This is a genomic window from Fibrobacter sp., assembly GCA_024399065.1.
Lineage (GTDB): Bacteria > Fibrobacterota > Fibrobacteria > Fibrobacterales > Fibrobacteraceae > Fibrobacter.
On sequence record JAKSIB010000015.1, the window covers coordinates 46,258 to 67,076 of the forward strand.

A 20,819-nucleotide genomic window follows, 5' to 3' on the forward strand; every position below is an offset into this window, starting at 1 on the left:
GATCTTCCTAAAAAAACCTATATTGGGTAATGCCATAAGGCGAACTCTCACTTTTAACAGGACTATAACTATGTCTATTAGTTTGGAAAAAGGCGTGAATCACGTCATCGAAAAGACCACCCAGACCGCAAATGTTGGACTTGGATGGGACGTTAACAGCAAGGCTGGCAATGGCAATGATTTTGATCTTGATGCAGCCGTGTTTGCCCTGAACGAAAACGACAAGCTGGACAAGGAATCCAACTTTGTGTATTTCAACAACAAGCATCCGGGCATTGGTATTGACCATAGTGGCGATAACCTGACTGGTGAAGGTGATGGCGATGATGAAGTCATTACCGTGGATTTCTCCAAGGTTCCCGCAACCGTTAAGAAGATTGCCGTTGTTGTCAGCATCTATAAGGGCGCTGAACGTCACCAGAATTTTGGTCAGGTGAAGAATGCGTTTGTTCGTTTGGTTGACACCACAAATGGCGCCAATACTGAACAGCTCCGTTTTGACCTCACTGAAGATTACTCCGGCGACACCGCCATTCACATGGCCGACCTGTATCGTCATAACGATGGCTGGAAAATGAAGGCTATCGGCGAAGGCATTAAGGGTGACCTGTCCACATTCCTTCAGCAGTACAAGTAATCATGGGTACAATCAATCTTAAAAAAGGCGGCAAGATCGAACTTAGCAAGGGCTTGACTCATGCTATGGTCGGTCTTGGCTGGACCGCCAATTCGTTCGATGGTGCTGACTTTGACTTGGATGCATCCGTCTTCCTGTTGAATGACAAGGATAAGATGCAGTCAGATGAAGACCTCGTGTTTTACAACAACCCGGAACATAGCAGCGGTGCCGTAAGGCATGGTGGCGATGATCGTGTTGGTGGCGATGGTTCTTCCGATGACGAACAAATCTTTATCGATTTCGATAAGATCCCGAGTTACGTAAGCAAGCTTGAAATCGTGGTTACCATTTATGAATGGAAGACCCGTAAGCAGAACTTTGGTCAGGTTGAACGTGCGTATCTTCGTCTGGTATCGACAAACGGCGAAAATGTCGTTGATGGCAACGAAGAATTGCGCTTTGACTTGAGTGAAGACTATTCTACTAATACTAGCATCCTTATGGCAACGCTGTATCGTCAGGGCCGTATCTGGAAATTCACGTCCAGAGGTGTTGGCTACAACGAAGGTCTCGGTGCGTTCATCAAACGCTACGGGAATTCTTACCAGAATGGTGACTAGAATCTAGTAGTTCTTGGGTGGCGACCCTCTAAGGGTCGCCTTTTCTTTGAGGTATTTATGAAATCCGCTAAAACTATGATCATTTCAAAGCTTATTGTGGTGGTATTTGTGCTGGCCCTTATCCCGGCAGGATACGGACTGTATCTACTGAATACCATGACGATTACCGACGGGAAGTGCATATCCGAATTTACTGTCGACAAGTTTGACAAAACTCACGGTGTGCGACACGAATCAAATGCAGTAATCCTGCATGACACATCCAAGACAACGATCATTAAGAACATGACTTGTGCTGAATACAAGAACCCGGCCTATCCGTTTAGTCATGATCACCCGTACTGGGCTGTATATTCCGCACTGGTTGTAATTGGCGAAGTCGGCATTCTGATTGCATACCTATGTGCATCGTTGTGCGGATGGGTTGACCGTAAGATTACTAAATGGAAGGATAAGCGTCATGCGTGATGACGGCGAATATGATATGACCCGAGACGAATTCATTGTCATGATAAATGGCCGTGGTATGCAGGTGGTCCATTCAGATGACGCTGACGTAGACGACATTCGGGTTATAGGAAACGGCTACATTGCCGGGAAAGTGTACAAAACGTATGCAGTAAATGAAGATGGTGAGATCATCGCAAAGTTCAAGTGAGGAAATATGGTTGCTCATGTAACGGTTAAAAGTGTTGACGAGGTTGATGAATTCTTGAATAAGAATAACATTCCTCTGGATAAAGTTAAAATCACCCACTATTCGACGAGAATGGGTGGCAAATATGCAATCTTCTACAATACCGAAGACGTCAAGTAACATGCGTATACTACTTGCCATACCATCCAAGGATCAGGTCCAGTATCTTGACAATATGATCAGTGCTCTGGAGGCGCAAAGCGTGCTTCCTGACGCTGTTTTATATTTGATGGACCGTCCTTCAGGCAGAGATCGCATAACGGCCTCTAGGAGGCTTTCTGGGCACCCATTTATCAAGCTGATGTGCAATACCACTTATCCGGCCTACATAGGCCGTCCACAGTGCGTTCTGGGCGAAGATCAGTTCCTTACCGGATACATTCGGGAATTGGCTATCGGATACATGCTGGAAAATGGGTTTGACGCAATTGTGTTCCTTGATGGGGACTGCATTCCCGAAAAGGATTTTGTGTCGGCTCATAAGTCGGTGCTTAGCTCAGAGTGTCCGGTCACTACCGTGGGTAAGCGAAAAGAGGATAAACATGGTGGCCTAGACCAACGTGAAAAACCAAATTCAGCGATCAAGCTATTTTTTGATGACCCTACAGAAGTTTCACAGGAAGTGTTTTTCGTTGATTCTGGTGTCGTCTGGACATGCAATTTCGGATTTAACTTGGGTGCCATAAAGTCTTTGATGGCGACAAATGAACTTTTGTATAACCGTAAGGAAGTATTTCCGTCAGATTTTCTCGGGACATGGGGTGGTGAAGACGGTTTTATTGGACTATTGTGCTTTTATACAGGAATCCCTGTCATTGCATTGCCGAATGGCGATAATGGTATACGGCATATCGAGCACGAGCGTCCGGGCAAAAAATATAATCACGTTCAATTCATTGAATACCTAGAAGACCATCGGTATAACCTTATAAAGTTGCTTGACCTGTATGGAAAGAACGTAAGGAAATTGCCGTATGTCGATCGTGGCAAAATGGTTACTGACGCCGGGATTGTCCATGATATTTAGTCGGTGTGGATATATGACCTAGACGTTTTCGGAAGATGAAGTTGCGTTAATTGAAATAGTTAAATATTTCCCCGTATGAAAAAGACCACGTCTTACGACGTGGCCTTTTTGTTAGGAGTCATCGTTATTACTTTTTGCGCATAAGCTTGGTCATTAGCGATGAAGGAGCCTTGGTGTCCGTATTCTGAGAGGCCGGGATAGTCTTTGTGTCGGCGAATCGACCGAACAGACGGGTTCCTGCAGTACCTGTAGTCGGACGCTGGAGCTTCAAACCATTGGTTGCAGCATTCTTTTCGTTCATATCAGAAACCATGCCTTCACGCTTACGTGCCATCTGTCCAATGTAGTCGATATTGTCTTCATAGGAATCTGCACGTTCACGCATATTGCCTTCACTATCGGCTTCAAGCAATTTGTTCATGAACTTAATGATCGGATATGTTTCTGTGTCAATAAAGACACGGGCAATCAGATCACTGGTGCGGTCGATAAATGCGGCGTCTTGCTTATTGATCATGACAGCATCCGGTTCATTAGCCTCAAACAGGCCACTGCCAGACATGTTGATAGATTCAAAATCATCTTCCATGTCGGCATCGTATGCATCGTTTACCATAGGTGCTTCGTCGCCTTCGGGTTCTTCAGTCTTGGTTCCCGGTACAAACGAATTTTCCTCATCAAGTTCAGATTGGGCCAATTTTTTGAGCGTATCATTAGCACTAAGAATTGCTGATGTCTTCATGGTAATCTTGGTTCTGAATGCAGCGGAGTCGTCCGTTTCGGTAATATCTTTCTTCACCTGTTCAGCCGGTGTGCGGCGTAGATAATCGGTGATTGCCTTGGCCATAGCTGCACGGATTTCGAAATCGATCATGGCATCTTTGGCTTCGGTTTCATCAGTCATTCCGGCAACCTTCTTGTCAAGAGCTTCCTTGCTTGCCGGATTTACCTTCAGAACGTCTTCGATGGAATACAGGTTGTTATCGCCATTCAGGTCCAGTTTGATATTGTACGGGAGGAAATGTTCACCACTAGATGTTGCAGTGACGATACCAAAGTTTTCGCCAGCAGTACTACGGGCATTTTTGAAAGCGGTATAGCGTCTCTGGTTCGGGGCGATATTCAATCCGTGCAAGCTGAGCTGTTCCGGGTTGATCAGCTTGTTAATATAGCGTGAACGTCCCGGGGCCTTTTTATCGAGGTTAATGAGATTTTCTACAGCTTCGGAATACTTAACACCCTGCACATAGCTGCTGTTGTCTGCAGCGAAATCCTGTGCTGCTCGAACAGTAGCAGTAATCAGCAGTGCCAAGTGGGTTGATGTTTCCGGGGTGATATTCTTACCGATTACACCGTTGTAGGAAATACGTACGATGTTCTTGGCACGTTCAGGATGAGCTTCCGTCTTCTTCTTGGGACCAACCGTCGTTACGGTGAAGTCATTGGAATGACCCTTTGTCACGAAGTTCTGGATGGCAAAAGTGTGAACGGTATCACGCATGAAATCAGCAACGGTGGATGCCATGTTTGAACTCGGCAATTCCACATATGCATAAAGATTGTTATCTGGATCAAGTTCCGGATCATATACATTCTGCAAACGGTCAGTTACATTGGCGGATCCCATCTTATCTGCACCAGCATCTTCACTGATCTTGAACTTTGGATTCATGTGGATACGGACACAATTCTTCTGGGATGTCAGGCCGGCAACCAAAGCATTGATGATTTCATTGAGCTGGCTTGCCTGCTGTTCAGTCATTCCTTCACTATCGTTCAATGTGAAGGTGATGATTCCGGTTGGAACAGTGGTATCGCCGTCCTGTGTAGTCACCTCGTTAATAAGGAACTTGGATGAAGACAGGATTGATGTATCTTCATATGTAGCATTTTCGTCAATAAATGCTTCCAAGCCAAGGCCGGGGTGGTTTTCAATGGCCTTCTTCAATCGTGCCAAGCATACTGTCTTGAGCTTCTGGATCGTGGTTTCCATCAAGCCGACGTCAATGCCGCTTGCATTAACAGTTGCACGGGCGTAGTTACATGGCACCTGCAGAACGATCGATGCGTCAGACTTAATAGCTGCGTCCCATTCATTCTGGAATGCTTCGCCATCACGCAGGCGACTTGCCTTGGCGGTTGCTGTATTATATTCGGTTACTCGGCTATCACGAGCAATATCATCCTGAATCACGGATTCGTCATTTTCACGGAATTGGAATACTCCAGACTTTTCGCCGTCGGTGTTTGCAGCGACAATATTAACCTGTCGAGAACCGAGATCGGTCTGGGCTTTGATGATGTTCTTCTCGTTTGTATTCACCCAGTCAGTCAATTCATCGATGAAGTTGTTGATTGTATTCTTCATGTCGTTGAGCGCAGTGGTAAACCACGTATCAAACTGAGTCATGCTTTTTGACAGGGCATCCAGTGCGTTATTGTACGCAGCTTCGATTCGACGATAATTGTCGGTGTATACAGAAACCTCGGCCCATGCTTCGGATTTTTGTGCCTGAAGCTTAGTTGTATCAGCGCCAGTCTTTGCAGCCTGTTCAAGTTCTTTATTCAGTGCCTCGGCAATTTGCATCTTTTCAGCACGAGCATGAGCTGCATTGTCCAAAGCGTCCTTTGATTGGCTAATATTGTTCAAGATTTCCGAACTTTCATTGTCATCGCTAGACACACCGGTCAGCTTATAAATGGTATTTATGTCAAAACGATGTGCATTTTTAAGGATAGGATCCATGTTGAAATTATCAACAATATCTACGAATTCGTTCAGTACATCACCCAAAATGGCAGTATTGATTTTGGATGCAGCAAGATACAGTGCTTGAATTACAGTCGGGTCGTCCGTTGCATTTTTAGAAGATACTTTGAAACCTTCATCTAAATGAGCTTGGTTTGCATTTACAAAGAAATTAACATTGTCGTTGCTACTATGCAACATCAAATTTGTTGCCATAGGTGCATATTGCTTCAACTGCAAGTAACCGTTTAAAACCGGTTCACACAATTCCAACAAATCATTGACAAGTGAAACGGTTTCCTGTGGGATAGACGATGTATCGCCGGAAAGTTCAAAAGTCTTAACTGATGGCTTTACGGGCGACGGTGCTTGACCATCGGCTGCTTCGAAAATTGTATTGTACATGGCTGCAACGGCTTCAAGATAGGTCTTGTTGGCTGGAGTTTCCAGTCGTTTCAGCGCTGTGATGAATTGTGAATTCATAATGACTCCTAATCATTAAAATATTTGCTTTAAGTTTATACGTCAAAATTATATTTTACTCCCTAAAACGTATAAACTGTAAATGAATATTACGAGGGACTGATTCATGAATTCTATCATCAAAGACTCGCAGATGTTTTTGGCCTATAAGATTGCGTTGCAGAATAGTTTCAATAATGTCAAGGTGTCTACACAGCATAAAAATGCTAACAATATCGTGTACGGCGACATTAACCTGAATGGCGACGTCAATTCTGGCGGAAAGCTGGTTATTGTGCGTGCAAACGACAATACCGACGCAGTCCCCAAAATTGTGTTTGACGACGGCACACCCAGTATCGATCTTGCGCTCAGTCCATCGAACAAGCGTATGCTTAGCGATCAGACAATAGAAGCTCTGTCAGAGAAATATAATCCAGTTAGCATTCCGGGAACACTGACTATCGGTGCTATAGCTAAAAAGATTGTTGACGCAACTACAGCTATCCTATCAATTGATGCGAGCATGCGTTCTTTAGGTGACGATGATCTTGAGGAAGATGGTGACGCTGAAAGCGGCGACCATGAATTGATTCCGGAGAATTACTGGAATATCTATGGATGTGTCCCGCCTGATGCAAAGAATACAACATTTTATGTAACCAACCGTGAAACCGGCGAACAGATTGATTTAAGTCATTTCGGAAAGCATACGCCGGGCTATGAATGGCTGACCGAGACTGTTGACGCTACTACTGAAGCTAATTTCGATATCAGTGCGGCGTACCAGACCGAACATTCGCATAATGTCGAGTTCGTAAAATTGTATCGTTGTGTAATGACGAGCAACAATGAACTGCATATATATCGTTACATTACCAGAACAAGAAGTTATTTGCCGGACGGAACCATGGTTTATGACCCGCAAAAGCTTGCCAGTTCGGGGGACGTTGTCGTGAAGCATCTTACGTCATTAAGTGCAGCGTCATTATTCCAAGAATTGTTTGGTAAGTCTGAGTTTGATAAAAATGGCGATTATGTCGAAACAAAGGGTGTTCTGTCTAATATCATGCACAATGCCGTTGACACGCCATACGCCGCCCCTAGCTACACCAATGATACACATGTCATAATGATCCATGATGTAAACCCCAAGGAGCTTCCTCGACAGTTGCGCCATAATAAATATGAAAGTATCGAAACGCAAGTAAATAATTTGGTGGCATCGATGTATTCAGGCGCAAAGGTGACGTTCGAGGTATCCGACCGTGTTATGCTTGGCAAGGCGCAGGCCATGATACAGAATCCAGATAATCCTAAGGCACGCATGACCATGGGTAATACTACATTAAACATGTATTGCAATGGTACATTGATTGCCAAGCTTGGAATGTATGCCAATAAGCAGTTGTCTACGGATGATTACCTGATCATCACAGACAAATCTACCGCCTGCGCAGCGTCAGTGATTCGTTCTATTAGTTATAGTAATGGTGTGTCGTTTTCCATCCCGCATTTTAACATGTCCTACAAGAATGCGATTGGATTACTTGCATCGACTGCAGTATGCTATATGGCTTATTATGACCTGAAACGTTATTTCCAGAAAGCCAACAAGCATGAATTCGCTTACGTTGAACCTAAATTTGATTCTACTGTGTATCAATGTGCGGTCACACTAACAATAAAATCCAATTTCAGCTCCGCCACTCCGCTGAACTTCCGTGCGTTGGCAGAATCTGGTAATGGCCTTAGCATAGTCAGAGTATCGGACACCGGATCTCATATAAATGACTTTGACCCGGTTAGTACAAAACAATACAATGATGATGACTCGGCTATAGCACGAAACATCATTGACATCATTGATGACCCGCAGGATGATAATGACAAAATATTCTCTAACATGATTCACAAACGCTGCAATGAATATGAACGTTTTACAACGGGCGAGCATCGTGAAATCGACAGGAAGGGTAATCGTGAATCTGGTGATACTACTACTGATATTGCCATTGATGAAAAGATGTCGCACTTTGAACTCGGTCAGGAAACTGAACTGCTTGCATTACTAAAGACTGTGGTAAATGCGTTCGCAAACACCTTTAATAAGTTTGAAAAGGTCATTGTACCGGGCGAAATCCTCACAACCAGACGCTGGGAAGATGAAGATGTCACTACTGGGCAAGACAGTCACTGGAAATATGCCGGTTATTCTGTCAAACTGAATAATGGTAGTGGCGGTGATTTGATTGCATGCTATGATCACAATGGGGAACCTAAGGTATATTGCCAGTTTGGTGGACACCGAGACAATGTGGTTACATTGGGCGAAAAGGATCAGGCCGGAAATTTTGTACTAGATCCGACATTCGTTGAGTGGTATATGCGTGCGCAACATATCCACAATTTTAAGCATCGTATTGCCAACACCGAACCTGAATATAACATGGATGACTACGAAAATTCATGGTTCAATACGCTACACGGTTCCCGTGAATCTGAACAGTCGACCGATGATGAGCATCTAGATTCATCCAGTATACCGGGACTTGATTAGTCTTGACAAATATGCCTCTGTGTTCTATATTTAGACCCAGAGGTATTTTTATGTCTAAAGCTAGTGAAATGTATTCTATTGCGGTTGCAGCACGTTCGAAGTCAAGTGCGCAAGCCAAGTATGAAAATATGCTTGAACGTCTTCAGGAAGGCGCCAAAGCAGGTCGTACCGAAGCCAATATCCCAATCATGAAGAAAATCATGTTTGAAACCATGGCGTCACAACTCAAAGCAAATGGTGCTGAATTGCCGGATACCTATGCGGATGATGAATATGACGCACAGTACAAGATTCTTGATATGTTTAGGGCCGACGGGTTTGATGTGAATGTCGAAAAGAAGACCAATCTGATCCTGCTTGGCAATGAAAACAATGATTCTGACCCCTACACTGAAGCGAATGCCACCGTGTCGTGGGATGGAAAGACAGAATAACGGCAGTTTACCTCTGCAAATGAAAACGGCGAGTTCCATCTGGGACTCGCCGATTTTAATTGTACCGAGCTTGGTTAGAAGGTATAATTCTTTATGACGCTGTTTCCAGCACCCTTGACACCATTATAAGCCTGTTTTAGATAGCCCTTAATACCGCCGCCTTCTTTCTTATCTTGATCTTTATCCTTGTCATCGTCGCCGCCCATAGTGAAGTCATCTTCTCCCGGATCGTCGCCGTCCTGACCATTCTGGCCATTCTGGCCAAAGCCAAGTTCTTTTTGACGGTATCGGATTGCATTATTCATATCTTTAAGAACGAATCGTTCAATCTGATGTTCAGTATTTTCATCAAGCTTGCCATCATAGGGCTTTGTGACGGCCTCCTTGTATTTTTCAACAAGTTCATTGAGTTGTTCTTCATTGACGTCGCCGTTACTTTCGTCAATGCAGTCCTCAGCTTCATTGCGGGCAACTGCACTGTAGTTTCGCTTATAATCGTTGATCATTGAGCGCAGCATGTCATTTTGATCCATGTCCTTAGCGGGTTCTTTGGCCGGTTCGGGTTCTTTGGTATCCTTACCCGGTTCAGATGCTTCAGGTGGATTAGTGGCTGTATTCAGCTTATATTCATCCGCATGCTTCTGGAGGTCCTGCTTTAGCTGTTCGGCATATTCAGGCTTTTTAAATTTATTGTCCTTGGCATAGCCCTCGATTACCGGGAAGAACTTATTTTTCAGCACGTCGTTTTTTGCTGTGTTTGCTTCCTCGTCGGTCTTATATTCTTTTTTACCCAAGTATTCAAGATGCTTATCCAGTCCGGCAATCCATTGGTCACGAAGCTTCTCGTAATCTTCGTCCACATCGTGTTCAGGTGGTTCCGGAGTATCGTCCGCATCTGGCTTCGTATCATCGCCGGACCCATCGCTGGACTCATCAGGGACATCCTCATTCTTGGCATCGCCCATGTCATATTTATCAGCATATTCTTCAAGTTTTTTCTTGATGTCGTCACCCTGTTCCTCGGTGAGTTTGCTGCGTTTGTTCTGTACATTTTTATCGACTGCAGCCTTTTGCTTGTCTACAGCTTCCTGTTTCTTCTGGGCAATCTCCTGCTCAGTCATGTCAGGGTTGGACTGGCGTTCGTCCTTGATTGCAGCAAGATCCTTATCCAATTCGCTGATATAATTGGCACCAATGCGATCAGCATACTGATTCTGCTTATCCTGTTCCTTCTGGCGTTCCATTTCTTCACGTTCTGCAGCAGTCGGGACAGTTTCATCTGGATTGTTCTGAAGAGTATTTTTTGTATAATCCAGCATGCCATTAAGAACTTTCTGAAATACACTGCGGGCCGAATCGATATTTTTCGATGTAATATGTGTGGCTTCTTCAAGTTCTGTTTTTTTTAGTTTTTGCTTGGCATTATAAGCAAGATACTTTACGTTCAGGGTGATTTTATTGTCATCGATCGAAATCGCTTTTTTAGCCGATGAGTCCATCACGATATAGTAATCTTCCCCGCCGATATTTACAGTGATTTCGTGTGCATCCGCATTCTGTCCAAAAATCTGGCGGAATAATGCGCCACGATTTCCAGACTGCGTATTGGTTGTATCAAATGCAGCTTCAATGGCCGACATTATCGCCTGATTTGTTTCAGTATTCTTCTTTTTACTTGTCTGTGTGTCGGCCTCAAACATCGCATTGTACATATGCTGGTTGGGGTTCGACTCATTTTTTGACTCGAATATCATATCGAACTTGTCGAGCAGATCATAGGACATATCAATAATCATAAAATCACCTTCATTGAGTACCTATAGTTTATAACAAAAGCCCCGTAATCGGGGCTCATTGTTAACAGGTTTCTTCTACCATCGCAAGCGCATGTTTGATTCTTCTTCTACGATAGCAAACGCATGCTTGATCGCATCGTCCATGTCCATGTATGAATATGTACCCAAACGTCCGACGAACTTTACACTTTTACGCATTATCTCGGATGAATTGTGCAGTTCGACATATCTTCGATACAGCTCATTATTCGCACTGTTGTTGATCGGGTAATATGGCTCTGCCCCGGGTTTCCATGGTGCCGGGTATTCCGTACTCACGATTGTCGTTGGTGTCTTTACCGATGGGTTGAACCATTTATGCTCGATTGTGCGTGTATATTTCTGAGAATGTGTAGTATAGTTGAATACTGCATTGCCTTGCTTGTTTTCAGTCTTGTATTCTCGGTCGGTAAATTTTACAGTTCGATAGTCCAAATGACCATATTCATAATCATAAAATTCATCGATGCATCCTGAATAAAAAGTCCTGTGCCGCACTGTTGTCATGCATTTAGCTTGTTCGCCGCCTACGCCGGTTTCCACCCTGATGAGTGGGTGGGTAAGCATATTCTGGATAATAGCAGTATATCCGTCGTCAGGGATCACCTGATAGGTGTCATTAAAATAATTGTTATCGTAGGACATGCGTAGAGGCAGACGCTTGATAATATCCGGCGGAAGATCGGTGCATTTGCACCCCCATTGCTTTTCAGTATAGTCACGTATCAGCAAAGAATATATTGTACGGCCGACCATTGATATTGCCTGCTCTTCCAGATTGCGTGGGTTCTTTACATGGGCGATCTTGCGTTCGGCATTTAAAATGCGTGTGGCGTCCGCCGGCGTCACGCAGTTAGGGAATATCTGTGCGAACGTATTCATGTTGAACGGCATATTGACGGCCTTTGGTAGGCCATCTTCTCCCTTAGTGATAGCGATCGGGCTGTTGATAAACGGATGGAACTTGCCGAAGGATGTGATAAAGTTGTATACCTCCTCGTCGCTGGTATGGAATATGTGGGCGCCGTATTTATGCACATGTATACCGTTAACCTGTTCAGTATAGCAATTCCCGGCGACATGCTGCCTACGGTCACAGACGAGGACGCTGTATCCTTGGTTGGCAAGAAGGTTGGCGATTGTGGCACATGTAATGCCTGCGCCGACACAAAGGTAATCAACTGTTAAAGGTTCTGTTATCATATTAAACTCCTACAGAAAATATAGTTATAAACACTTGTAGATACAAGGAGGTATAGTATGACACCCGAAAAAATTGCAGACCGTGAATATTCATTTGCCCTGAAGCTGATCGACTCTGCTGCGACCCAGTTTACTGCAGGCGAAAAAATAAATATAGGTGGCGATGTTTTCATCACTCCACTAACAGCACCGCATGATTCGTATTATTACAAGGCAAAAACCAAAAAGACTCAGATCTGCCTGCACTTTACTGCAGGGGTTCTTCCGGGTGACATTTCGGCGTTGAGTAAACCGAATAACCATGTGTCAGTACCATTTGTCGTTGCTCGTGACGGCAATATCTATCAGCTGTTCGACCCCGATTACTGGTCATACCACTTGGGCTCGGCAGCTATCGGCGGAAACGGAGTTATGTCCAAAATGTCGATCGGCATAGAAATTTCTAATTACGGTCCTATGAAACTGCAGGGGGACAAGTTCATCGACGCATACGGAAGCACATATACGTCTGACCCGTCGTTCATCGAGAATGTGTCGTACAGAGGATATGACTATTATGCTAAGATGACTGACTGCCAGATCGACTCGGTATGCTATCTGATCAAGTATCTATGCGATAAATTTGACATCCCCGACATATTTAAGGAAGATATCGGCAATGTATTCGGTTCTCCGTCTGATGCAAAGTTGTTTACCGGAATCATGTGCCACAGCGACGTTCGTGCTGACAAGTTTGATTGGCCGCCTGAGATTGCTTTGCAGGTAAAGAACCGTTATGACGAATTGTTCCACAAAGTGATTTCGGTTGAATGTCCGCCCGAACCCGAACCCGAACCTGAACCGGAATTACCGGTCGCCGCCGATCACGGTGCAGACGATAAGCCACTATCTGAATTGCATGAATTTACAGTTGGAGAGAATGCAGCCGGCGATCCAGTTGTTGTTGACAAAACTGCGGAGTCTGAACCCAGCGCAGTCAAAAAATCTGTGCTTCAGAAGATCCTTGATATACTTTTGGGGTTGTTTAAATCACGTCAGAAATAATGGAATGATAATCAAAACAGGCTCACGTATTGACGACGTGAGCTTTTTTTGTTATATTGGTGGTGAGGATTAATGATGACTAATGATTACGCTTAACGGAAAGCCCACGGCTTTAGCCGTGGGATGATGAAACAGGTTGCCAACTAGGAAAAGTTTTTGCAGATTGTTATAAACTTATTTATGATAAGAGTTCTTGGCAGTCCTCCTATCAAGGTTAGATTTTAGAATGTCCTCGGAACGCTGACTGCCAATTTTAAGTGTTTCGGGGACATTTTGCTTATCTATGGTTGAATTGAAGACATACAAGTACAAGCTGTATAATCGAGATGCGTTGAAGTATCTCGACGGAATACTTGTTATTGCTGGTCGGATATACAACCACTGTATAGCTTTGCATCGTAGGTACTACGGCATCTACCATAAGATGCTGAACAAGTATCAGTTGCAGAAGCACTTAACCAAATTGAAACGACAGTATCCAGAGTGGAATGAGGTTCCTTCGCAAGCCGTACAAGATATAACGGATAGAATAGACCGAGCATATAGGTTGTTCTTCTCCAATCTAAAGGCTGGGAAGAAGACTAATCCACCGCACTTCCAGAAGACGGCTAAATATCATTCGTTCACGACGAAGCAAGCTGGATATAAGTTCCATGGTTTAAATCGTGTTAAGATAGGCAAGAAAGACTTCCCCTACTGGAACAGCAGGGATTTCGAAGGCAATGTCAAGACCTTGACCGTCAAACGCAAGAGCAACGGATTCTACATATACGTCGTCGTAGAGCAAGAATGTACACAGACAGAGTGGATTAAATCGGGTGAAATCGTTGGTTTTGATTTCAGTCTGCATAACTTTCTCGTAAGTTCTAACGGCGATGATTGCAGTATGCCAAAGCTACTGCGGAAGAACCTCAATTCTTTAAGGAACTTATCGGAGAAATACCGTAGGTCTAAAGGAAAACGAGGTTCGCTGCGTACATTGCAGAAGCTATATGAGAAGGTGGCTAATCAGCGTTTGGACATGCACTGGAAGCTGGCACGGCAAATGTGCCGTGACTACGATGTGATGGTGTTCGAGACGCTAGACTTAGCTAATATGTCCAAGAAATACAAGAAATCGATGTATGACTTCGGGTTCAACACTTTCTTGGTCATAATTGAGTATGTGGCACATAAGACTGGAAAGACAGTTATGTATGCCGATAAATACTTTCCATCGTCACAGCTATGTAGTGAATGTGGCTATCAGAACCATCTATTGAAGGATGTGTCTATCCGTGAATGGACTTGCCCAGTATGCGGATGTCATCACGATAGAGACCTGAATGCCGCTCGAAACTTATGTAAGGTAGGGGCATCTACCTTTGGGACATGTTGCTCGTATGTAGCAGCTCCCTGAATCCCACGACTTTAGTCGTGGGAGTATGTCAAAAGCTCAGGTCTAATGAACAATGGTTGTCCAAGGGTGAACCGTGGCACGGAACGTGCGTGAAAAGCTGGATGACAGACAGTTCATTGTGTAGTAGTTTAAAATATGGTCTGATCCGGGACGGATCATGCCATGCAAACCAACCTTTGATCACAGGATGTAAATATGATTAAAAATAAATTTGAATACATTGTCACGCTGGTTATTTTGACCATCATATGTTTGTTTTTCAAGAATAACAACGACGACGAATAGGGAATTACTATGAAAGTAGCGAAATGGATTCAGTACACCATGGACCTTGTTGACGATCCACGTACAGATACCAACGACGTATGGGATGCGGTCGTCCACGATATCATTAAGCACCAATATTGCTTCGATGCCCAGTATCATCAATATGGCAGTAACGGGGTCCCCGTCATTGAATTTGACGACGGAACTCAGCTGCCGAGTTTGTATACTCAGCGTGTGTGTGGGGCAGATTGATGGCTGAAGCATGGAATAAGATGACCAACCAAAACTATTCCTATATGGATTTTTATTGGGGTCTCCCCGCCGGCGTTGGCGCTAAATTCCCCACTAATAAACTATAGTTATACCAATCAGTTAATTATGAGGTGAACCGATGCCAACTGCCAAGGAAACAAAACGGCAACGAGCTGAACGCATAAAGGCGTCATGCAACGGCGCCACCCTACATACCCGGGTTGTTCAGTCGAATAAAAAATATTCACGAAAAATCAAGCACGTCAACAAGTCCATCGCCGAAGCGATGGATTTTTCAGTTGAACAGGTATCCAAAATGCACATCGCTATGTCTAGCTATATAGAATGCGTCATTTCTGGATATCTTCGATCCATAGGAAACTCTGTCGTTGCGTAAATACACATTACGTGCGTCGTCCGATAAGATTGCCAAGTGATTTGTTAATGGTGCATTGAACATGACGAACATTGTTTTGGTCAGTTGTTTACTAGGATCCTTGTCGTCGATCCAGAAATGCCGCTTGCGTGGCAAAAGCTGGATATCCGGGTACGGGAACTCGAACTTGGTCCACACCTCTTTTACCTCGACCTCGACATTGGCAATATGCTTTCCGTTATGATTAAATACTTGAAAGTCTTCGATATACGGATCAGACGGTTCAACTAATTTAGGCCAAGTCCCATCTTTTAGTCTGAATTTTTCGCATTGGTAGAATAAACGTATAAATGCCTGCTTAGCTGCTGCGTCAGTACGGTTAAATGCTGCCGAATCAAACATATCACCTCCATTTGGAAAAGTTTAATAATACAAAGATTTTGATTTCATTCCAAATTTTGCTATATATCATCCCATGAGCTACTGTATTTATCCATTGACAACGCTTAACGTTACCCCGCACATTGTGGTGCCATGTAACGCCGGCGAAATGATCCACGAAGAACGTGCTAAATGCCTCCAAAAGCCTAATCAGGTGAGTTGGGGTAATTTTAATTGGGATTTGTATCGACGCAAGATTGCCAACGATGATTACTCTGGATGCGTCAAGTGCGATAAGTTTAATCATCAGGACTTGTTTTTCTATGATGATGCTCGCCTGAAGGCTGAATATCCTGAATTTGCTGATGATGTAATAGCGTATAGAAATGGCGACTATTCTAAATTAGATGTCCCGCCGATCTTAATTGTGTCTTTCGACCCCAGTTGCAACTTGACATGTCCGATTTGCCGTTCTAGTAAGATCGATATTGGCCACGAAAATATTCTGGACGTTAATGCAATGGTCGAGACAATGAATACCGTTCAGGCGTATATTCCGCACGCAAAGCGGGTCATTGTATCAGGCGACGGCGAAGCATGCCATTCACCATGGTATAGGCGCATATTGCAGTATTTTGATGGACCGGCTAAAATCACATTGATGTCTAATTGCACGTTGATGAATGATGCTTTCTGGAATTCATTGCCGCAGCATGTGATGAATGCAATAGACTCCATCCACATTTCTTTCAACGGAACTACAAAGGATGTTTACGAGAAGACAATGCGAGGAGCCAAATTTGAAACATTCCTAGAAAATATGGAGCTGATCGACGTGCTGAAGGCTAAATATGGGTTTACCACGAAGGCGGTTTACACAATTTCGCAGGATAATCTTGGGGACTACAGCAATGTCCCTAAATTTGCGCATGACAAACACTTTGACAAATTACACATTGGTATTGCGCATAACATATCCAGAGTAGTCGATAATAATATCATATCCGGCGAGCGGATCATCTATAGTCATGTGTTATACGATAACCTAAATAATAAATTAAAAATGCTGCATGATGAATTTAATGCGAGGTAATATGACTGCACTAAACAAGAAGAATAAGGCAGATGGGCATAGACTAACACATCGTACCCGGAGAAATTGCTGGGGAACCCAGACAAATGAGCATTGTAAGCGTGGAGCATATTATGACCAAGGCATGCGTCAACGCTTGAAGCATGAAAGTAATGCTGCCATTGATGTAATGAATGATGTCACTTTTGATGAAAGACAGGAGTTGTCATTAAAAATGGAAGACGATTATATACTGGATGTATTTGATACTTCTGATTATGACAAGATGAGTATTTAACGGTCGCCAGCAGCAACCGCTATACATACGTTCTAGTCCTTCCAATTTTTAGTTTGAAGATCAGTATATCCGTCAATATCATCCCAATAGATACGCATTTTGTACTCAAGACCTTGATTTTCAAGTTTACCAAGCTTTTTCATCAAGACTGATAAATCATCACGTTCAAATTCAACAATGATTTTACCCCAGTCCGCAGTGTACTTAAATCCAAGTTCAAGAATACCATCCCAAAGGATTCCACCCGGTAGATATATGTGAGCTTTAATCATATGTTCTAGGCCTTCTTAGTAGAATGTATGTTAAATTTAAGTCCAGCGGTGTTTGTCTTTAGACCTATACTAATGTCAAGCAAGTCTTCATAAAAATCAGCAGTCATAATGGCTTTTTCAATATATGCCTTTTCAAGATCAGTAAAAACTGTATCTGTTCCAAGCTTTTCAATAATAGTTTTAATGTGTTGATTCATAAGTTCTAGTCCTCGTCTTGCATTTCATTAGCGATTTCTACATCAGCATTAGCTAAACGGATTTGTTGTTCTAACCTGTGCATTTCATAATTAAGATCGTTAAAAATTTTTTTACGATAATTAATAGTGAATTGTTTAAACGCTTTAAAATCAGCAAAATATCGTTCAGAATAAACAGAATCATTTTTTAGTCCACAACCTATCCAGTCATCATCATTATCATAAAAATCTAAAAATGGATCATGTTTTTCTATAGATCCAATAGTTTTCTTAATAGGCTTATACCATTCTTTAGGATTTCTTATATAAAGTGTATCGCCGACTTTCAAGTCTTTAAATTTCATAGCTTTAAATTTCATAGTTTTAGTTCGCATCTTGCAATTGTTACACTATTTTGCATTAAATGTACAATAATCTCTAAATGCTGAAATGGAATCCTCAATAGCATTGTTCAATTTCTTTGTATTAACGACCAAACAATAATTTGTCCAATCATTCTTACAGGCAATTTCTGGATTGTATTTTTCTCTTGCTATCTTAGCATTCTTGATTGCTTCATCATATCTTTTGGCTGTCCATTCGTCAAAAGGTGGCAGTACAAAAGCATAAATTAGAGATACCACAACCAACAATACAAAGGTAATAATGGATGTTTTCATATTATTGCCGCTTGTAGTTATTGAAGCCATAAAAATAATTGACAACGAAAGAATTAATAAAACAAAAGATACAATAGTGTACATGATCATAAGTTCTACTCCTTGTCTACCATAAGTCCAGCCGTTGCTAAATCATCCACTGCACTGCCAAGCGCTTTAGCAACTGTTTGCATTTCATTTTGAAGATGTTTAATATTCTTCATATGGTAATTTTCCCAGTATTTCTTGAACGTATCAAAATCAGCAAATATACCACTTCCGAAACCTTGCGAACGTTTTGCTATGGCCTCGCCGATAAGCTCGCCGTCAGCCGTATAGAACCGTAGCCATATTCCATCTGGCACAATGTTGCCAATAGTTTTCTTAATGGGCTTCTCCCACTGCTTTGGATTTTTTACAAAGATAGTGTCGCCCACTTTCAAGTCTTTAAATATCATAGTATTATTTTCTCGCAAACATTGTTTTGGTACAAATATACATTATTAAAACTAGGAAAATTATCTTCCTAAATCTTATGATTCATTTTCAGCAAGCCAAGTTTCGTCATCTTCATATACTCTATTAAATACTACTTTACTTGAAAAATTTCTAGATAAGCCAAAAGGTACGTGTTCAATAATTATCCTATCGCCATCTTCTTTGTAAATGTGTTTACTAGATTCTTTAGCGTCTTTAAGTGTTTTAAAAAATCCAAATGTAATAGTTTTATCTTCCAATGCACCATAATGAATGCTTTTTAATTGAAAAACTCCATCAAGTTTCATAAGTTCTAGTCCCATTGTGCCGTATGTCGGAATTTATTATCGTATTTTGTCATTATTTAAATGTTCTTTTTGATAATTTCGGCCAAATCTTGTACAATCTTTTCTACGTCATAATACTGACCTAATCCATATCCAAGCATATCAACAGTGCCCTGATAACGAGGTTGTAATTTGCCATTGCTAATAATCATATCCTGATAATATCGAATACGAATTTTACGTACATCATCATTTACAAGATATACGGTAGAATGCGAATCAGCTTCCTCCAAAGACCAATCGCTTGAAAGAGTTTCCATATAGTCGTTGATATCAGTGAAAAATGACATAAGTCCCAATCCGTTAAAAAATATCCTACTGTACTAAATCCACCCGGCCCTAATCATATCATCAGCAGGCTTTATTTCTTAGATTCTCCGTCAAATATATCCGTTGCAGTTAAAGCTACGAGGCCAAGTAATGTCTCAATAATTATTAATGGGATCGAACACTCCATAATCCACATAGCTTCACTAGCCATTAAGCCAAACAATGCGAAATATACCCAAGCTTTACTTGAAATATCCATACATTTCCTCATATTCATATTGGTAAATATAGTAAACTTGTTTGTCAGGGTCAATCATATCAGGGACTTTCACGTTTAGACAAATATTGATATTTTTGCATGTGGTATTGACAAACTGAGCGTGTTATAGTATATTTGATGTCATGATGCAATATTCTGATGAAGATATCAAACGTGCTATTGAGGCCAACAAGGACGACCTTCTCGCCAAGCTGCTTGAAGAAAACCAGCGGATTGTCGATGAAAATACACATCTGCGTAAAGAACTGTGTGACACCAGACGGCATTCTGACTATGAGCCGATCAATGTATTGTCCATGGACGAGCCGAGTGGGTTTGATGGCAAACCAACGGAAATGTATGTATGGAACGTCCCCGATTACCCGCACGTCAAAACGGTAGTTGCGTTATACAACAATAAATGGGTTGCTGTAGACCCGGATATGACTGCATCCGTGTGGAATCATGCTGCATATCTTCCGTTAAAACGTTGTACTACTGAATCTGATTGTACGCCCGATCCCGAGAAACAGGTACTAACCACGAATGCGATCGCATTGAAAATTCTTGATGTGTTACGGGATATTATTGATGGCGATGTCGATTACTGGTTCCATCCGGAGAGCCCAGACCAGTTTCAAGAAGAACTTGATACTGTAAAACTAGGCGCCGTACAATCACGAGATTCCATTGGGCTTGATTCATTGGATTTGATAGATTTCAGGATACATTTGGAAGACGCATTTGGTATAGACTGGTCCGATGATGCATTGGATAAGTTCATCGCAGAAAAAACTACTGTGTCGGACATTTCAAACGCATGCGTATCAGATGTTGTTAAATTTTTGGCATCAACATTGCAATAATCAGGAGGTCAAACCATGCCTACACCTTATTTGAACATTAAGACGTTCGTCCATAAAATCGATGAATACAATACCATTGACGGCGACAAGGAAATCAATAGTTTCTTTGCTCATGTGTATGTAAAATCGATTGAGCGTCAGGTATACAATGACATGCTCATTACCACGGTGATGTATCGGGAATCCAGCAACTATTAG

Annotated in this window: 26 protein-coding genes; 14 read left to right on the forward strand and 12 right to left on the reverse strand. The window is 42.4% G+C overall.

Features of this window, described 5'->3' with window-relative positions; all coding sequences use genetic code 11:
- Positions 1-70 precede the first annotated feature (70 nt).
- Genes MJZ25_09010 through MJZ25_09035 form a run of 6 tightly spaced genes read left to right on the forward strand, consistent with a single transcriptional unit; the run spans position 71 to position 2,963 of the window.
- Positions 71-637: a TerD family protein gene (locus tag MJZ25_09010; protein MCQ2124306.1), complete on the forward strand. Its 567-nt coding sequence runs from the start codon at positions 71-73 to the stop codon at positions 635-637.
- Between the two features lie 2 nt (positions 638-639).
- Positions 640-1,239, forward strand: a complete 600-nt coding sequence (locus MJZ25_09015) for a TerD family protein (protein MCQ2124307.1) — start codon at positions 640-642, stop codon at positions 1,237-1,239.
- A 57-nt stretch (positions 1,240-1,296) separates the two neighbouring features.
- Entirely contained in the window at positions 1,297-1,707 is a 411-nt protein-coding gene (locus MJZ25_09020) for a hypothetical protein (GenBank protein MCQ2124308.1), read from the forward strand.
- Positions 1,700-1,897 carry a hypothetical protein gene (locus MJZ25_09025; GenBank protein ID MCQ2124309.1) on the forward strand — a complete coding sequence of 66 codons (198 nt, stop codon included), beginning with the start codon at positions 1,700-1,702 and terminating at the stop codon, positions 1,895-1,897. Before MJZ25_09020 ends, MJZ25_09025 begins: the two co-directional genes overlap by 8 nt.
- A 6-nt stretch (positions 1,898-1,903) precedes the next feature.
- On the forward strand, positions 1,904-2,056 hold the full coding sequence (locus tag MJZ25_09030; protein MCQ2124310.1) for a hypothetical protein: 153 nt from the start codon (positions 1,904-1,906) through the stop codon (positions 2,054-2,056).
- 55 nt (positions 2,057-2,111) lie between these two features.
- Positions 2,112-2,963, forward strand: coding sequence for a hypothetical protein (locus MJZ25_09035; protein MCQ2124311.1), 852 nt, complete (start codon positions 2,112-2,114; stop codon positions 2,961-2,963).
- 127 nt (positions 2,964-3,090) lie between these two features.
- On the opposite strand, the gene MJZ25_09040 is transcribed toward MJZ25_09035, so the two are convergent.
- On the reverse strand, positions 3,091-6,195 hold the full coding sequence (locus MJZ25_09040; protein ID MCQ2124312.1) for a hypothetical protein: 3,105 nt from the start codon (positions 6,193-6,195) through the stop codon (positions 3,091-3,093).
- Positions 6,196-6,301: 106 nt separating this feature from the next.
- Between MJZ25_09040 and MJZ25_09045 the strand changes: the two genes are divergently transcribed.
- Entirely contained in the window at positions 6,302-8,734 is a 2,433-nt protein-coding gene (locus MJZ25_09045) for a hypothetical protein (protein MCQ2124313.1), read from the forward strand.
- A gap of 50 nt (positions 8,735-8,784) precedes the next feature.
- A complete protein-coding gene (locus MJZ25_09050; GenBank protein MCQ2124314.1) occupies positions 8,785-9,168 on the forward strand; it encodes a hypothetical protein in 384 nt (127 codons plus the stop codon).
- 74 nt (positions 9,169-9,242) lie between these two features.
- Here the strand turns inward: MJZ25_09050 and MJZ25_09055 are convergent, their stop codons facing one another.
- Positions 9,243-10,964 carry a hypothetical protein gene (locus MJZ25_09055; protein MCQ2124315.1) on the reverse strand — a complete coding sequence of 574 codons (1,722 nt, stop codon included), beginning with the start codon at positions 10,962-10,964 and terminating at the stop codon, positions 9,243-9,245.
- Positions 10,965-11,039: 75 nt separating this feature from the next.
- The gene (glf, locus tag MJZ25_09060; protein ID MCQ2124316.1) at positions 11,040-12,206 is read right to left on the reverse strand and encodes a UDP-galactopyranose mutase; all 1,167 of its coding nucleotides are present in this window, start codon (positions 12,204-12,206) and stop codon (positions 11,040-11,042) included.
- Between the two features lie 57 nt (positions 12,207-12,263).
- Here glf and MJZ25_09065 point away from each other — a divergent pair, with 57 nt between their 5' ends.
- Both MJZ25_09065 and MJZ25_09070 read left to right on the forward strand, forming a co-directional pair.
- A complete protein-coding gene (locus MJZ25_09065; GenBank protein MCQ2124317.1) occupies positions 12,264-13,250 on the forward strand; it encodes an N-acetylmuramoyl-L-alanine amidase in 987 nt (328 codons plus the stop codon).
- Between the two features lie 283 nt (positions 13,251-13,533).
- Positions 13,534-14,649 (forward strand): transposase, encoded by a 1,116-nt coding sequence (locus MJZ25_09070; GenBank protein MCQ2124318.1) that lies wholly within the window; start codon positions 13,534-13,536, stop codon positions 14,647-14,649.
- Between the two features lie 814 nt (positions 14,650-15,463).
- On the opposite strand, the gene MJZ25_09075 is transcribed toward MJZ25_09070, so the two are convergent.
- Positions 15,464-15,946 carry a hypothetical protein gene (locus tag MJZ25_09075; GenBank protein ID MCQ2124319.1) on the reverse strand — a complete coding sequence of 161 codons (483 nt, stop codon included), beginning with the start codon at positions 15,944-15,946 and terminating at the stop codon, positions 15,464-15,466.
- A 73-nt stretch (positions 15,947-16,019) separates the two neighbouring features.
- Here MJZ25_09075 and MJZ25_09080 point away from each other — a divergent pair, with 73 nt between their 5' ends.
- Together MJZ25_09080 and MJZ25_09085 are read left to right on the forward strand one after the other, a co-directional pair.
- Complete coding sequence (locus tag MJZ25_09080) at positions 16,020-17,018, forward strand: radical SAM protein (GenBank protein MCQ2124320.1); 999 nt, start codon at positions 16,020-16,022, stop codon at positions 17,016-17,018.
- Between the two features lies 1 nt (position 17,019).
- The gene (locus tag MJZ25_09085) at positions 17,020-17,295 is read left to right on the forward strand and encodes a hypothetical protein (protein MCQ2124321.1); all 276 of its coding nucleotides are present in this window, start codon (positions 17,020-17,022) and stop codon (positions 17,293-17,295) included.
- 32 nt (positions 17,296-17,327) lie between these two features.
- On the opposite strand, the gene MJZ25_09090 is transcribed toward MJZ25_09085, so the two are convergent.
- The 8 genes from MJZ25_09090 to MJZ25_09125 form a co-directional block, all read right to left on the reverse strand.
- The gene (locus tag MJZ25_09090) at positions 17,328-17,567 is read right to left on the reverse strand and encodes a hypothetical protein (GenBank protein ID MCQ2124322.1); all 240 of its coding nucleotides are present in this window, start codon (positions 17,565-17,567) and stop codon (positions 17,328-17,330) included.
- A 5-nt stretch (positions 17,568-17,572) separates the two neighbouring features.
- On the reverse strand, positions 17,573-17,764 hold the full coding sequence (locus MJZ25_09095) for a hypothetical protein (protein ID MCQ2124323.1): 192 nt from the start codon (positions 17,762-17,764) through the stop codon (positions 17,573-17,575).
- Positions 17,765-17,769: 5 nt separating this feature from the next.
- Entirely contained in the window at positions 17,770-18,108 is a 339-nt protein-coding gene (locus MJZ25_09100; GenBank protein ID MCQ2124324.1) for a hypothetical protein, read from the reverse strand.
- Between the two features lie 45 nt (positions 18,109-18,153).
- Positions 18,154-18,513 (reverse strand): hypothetical protein, encoded by a 360-nt coding sequence (locus MJZ25_09105; GenBank protein MCQ2124325.1) that lies wholly within the window; start codon positions 18,511-18,513, stop codon positions 18,154-18,156.
- Positions 18,514-18,518: 5 nt separating this feature from the next.
- Positions 18,519-18,860, reverse strand: a complete 342-nt coding sequence (locus MJZ25_09110) for a hypothetical protein (protein ID MCQ2124326.1) — start codon at positions 18,858-18,860, stop codon at positions 18,519-18,521.
- 75 nt (positions 18,861-18,935) lie between these two features.
- On the reverse strand, positions 18,936-19,202 hold the full coding sequence (locus MJZ25_09115; GenBank protein ID MCQ2124327.1) for a hypothetical protein: 267 nt from the start codon (positions 19,200-19,202) through the stop codon (positions 18,936-18,938).
- A 41-nt stretch (positions 19,203-19,243) separates the two neighbouring features.
- On the reverse strand, positions 19,244-19,486 hold the full coding sequence (locus MJZ25_09120) for a hypothetical protein (protein MCQ2124328.1): 243 nt from the start codon (positions 19,484-19,486) through the stop codon (positions 19,244-19,246).
- 101 nt (positions 19,487-19,587) lie between these two features.
- Positions 19,588-19,755, reverse strand: coding sequence for a hypothetical protein (locus MJZ25_09125; GenBank protein ID MCQ2124329.1), 168 nt, complete (start codon positions 19,753-19,755; stop codon positions 19,588-19,590).
- 143 nt (positions 19,756-19,898) lie between these two features.
- Between MJZ25_09125 and MJZ25_09130 the strand changes: the two genes are divergently transcribed.
- A complete protein-coding gene (locus MJZ25_09130; GenBank protein ID MCQ2124330.1) occupies positions 19,899-20,621 on the forward strand; it encodes an acyl carrier protein in 723 nt (240 codons plus the stop codon).
- Between the two features lie 15 nt (positions 20,622-20,636).
- Positions 20,637-20,819 carry a hypothetical protein gene (locus tag MJZ25_09135; GenBank protein ID MCQ2124331.1) on the forward strand — a complete coding sequence of 61 codons (183 nt, stop codon included), beginning with the start codon at positions 20,637-20,639 and terminating at the stop codon, positions 20,817-20,819.